Annotated in this window: 1 protein-coding gene and 1 pseudogene; both read right to left on the bottom strand. The window is 55.3% G+C overall.

Going from position 1 to position 1,758, the window contains the following annotated elements; genetic code table 11:
* Positions 1–111 precede the first annotated feature (111 nt).
* Positions 112–732 carry a DUF2913 family protein gene (locus tag NG99_RS11345; RefSeq protein ID WP_034892418.1) on the bottom strand — a complete coding sequence of 207 codons (621 nt, stop codon included), beginning with the start codon at positions 730–732 and terminating at the stop codon, positions 112–114.
* 822 nt (positions 733–1,554) lie between these two features.
* Positions 1,555–1,758, bottom strand: a pseudogene (locus tag NG99_RS29690) (Replication protein); the annotation flags it as partial.

The raw sequence follows: 1,758 nt of genomic DNA, 5'->3' as shown, positions 1-1,758 counted from the left end.
TTGAATTTCCTATACGTGAATCTAACGTTAGTTTCCACCATAATCAATATAAACAATTAATTATCGGCTTAACGTGGTGTTTTGCTGGCCCCCTTAAAGAGTCGACTCACCTCAGTCCGGAGACCTATTCCCGTCAGGAAGGGTCTCCAGTCTGAAGAGAAAAGGGATATCATTATTCATGCAGGCTTCCGCCAGCCAGCCACAACGGTTCAGCAGTTTTTCCAGCCCGGGGATATGACCGGTGAGTCGGGCCATAAGAGGTTTTGTCTGCGTCCCGTCGTCGCTGAATGACGCCTCAAGAGAGGCCCGGGACAGAAATATTCCGTTCACCCCGGGATTCAGCGTCACCGCGTTACGTCCCGACCATTCACGTTCACCCAGCAACCGGTAAGTCCAGTGCATCTCTTTTGCCGTTTCCATCGCATAAGTTAGCCTGAAGAGGTCATTCTGTGCGGCCAGCTCACCGGTGCATGACTGCCAGAGGTAACTGAGTTTTCTTTTAAGCCCGGCACCGACGCCAGCCTGACGCCCCTGATTTAACAGCCAGGTGATATCCGGCGCCACTTCACGGGGAAACCGGTGCTGCTTCAGCGCAGTGGCCAGCCAGCGGGTCAGAAAGACGTTCTCCTGAGATTCCGACCGCACGCGTCCGTCCTGCCGGGCCAGCTGAAGGGCAACCAGCCCGCACCAGGCCAGGTGCCCGGTTTTTTCCGTCAGTGTTCCCCTGCTCAAAAGATGCCGCTTCTCCGCTTACCGATACATCCGGTATGGTACCGCAAATTCGGGGTTAACTGAATGTTTCATCAGAATATTTTCTTATGCGTTCACGCATGAAGGCGACAAATACTGTTCCATGAATCCCGGAGGGTAGGGGTCGCCGGTGACGCGGCTTAGCCGCCCTGTACTGATAGATTTTACCAATCCCAGCCCCCGTCCTGCAAAGCCAGACCCGCTTTCAGCCACGAAGAAGTCATATTTGCGCTGACGGAGTGGTCACGGCAAGGCGTAGCCGCAGCCGGGGCGTATCTCCGCGTTAGCGGGCCGTAAGGGCCGCTTACGGGCGTGTATGGCCGTATTACAGCCACTTTCCAACAGGTCCTCAGACGTTCAGTTGTGGCACTGATTCATAAGCTGCACAGTACTCAGTTTGCGGGCGAGCGATCATATGAGTGTTGTAACTAAAATGATCGTTGGACTGATGCCCCGGGCGAAGCCTGGGGTGCTACTCCTGGTGCCAGGCGAAAGACTGGCTCATGAGTACTCCCTTTTTAAAGGGCATGTTTTGTTCAGAAGTAACGTTCGAAATTAGCGCTTTTACCGGCAGGGACTTCGAAGTTAACTGCAGGCAGTCTGTGGGCATGGCCACGGTTACGAATTTAACTGCTTTAATTGTGTTCAGGGATGGCCACGGTGCCAGTGTGGAGCTTTTCAGGATGGCTAATATGATGCCCGGAGGACTGTTACGGGCGAGTGAATGCCTGCCGGATGCACGGTTTCCCGCTCAGCGCCAGCACAAAAACCGCGAAGGACGCGGTAAGTTAAAAAGAAGGGATATTAAAGGGGGACGCCAGCGCGTTCCAGCAGCAGGCGGTAGTACGTTTCAGGGTCAGTATGGTGCATCAGCGGGTGGTCCGCCTTCAGCGCGTTTTCCAGCGTCATCTGCATGGCCATCGTGCACTGGCCACCGGCCACAAACCGCCGCCAGGCACTTTCGTACCGGTTGCCGGTGCTGCGGGGACGCAGCTGCCGCAGCTTGCG

It is taken from the genome of Erwinia typographi (assembly GCF_000773975.1).
GTDB lineage: Bacteria > Pseudomonadota > Gammaproteobacteria > Enterobacterales > Enterobacteriaceae > Erwinia > Erwinia typographi.
This window is presented reverse-complemented; position numbering and strand designations above follow the sequence as displayed.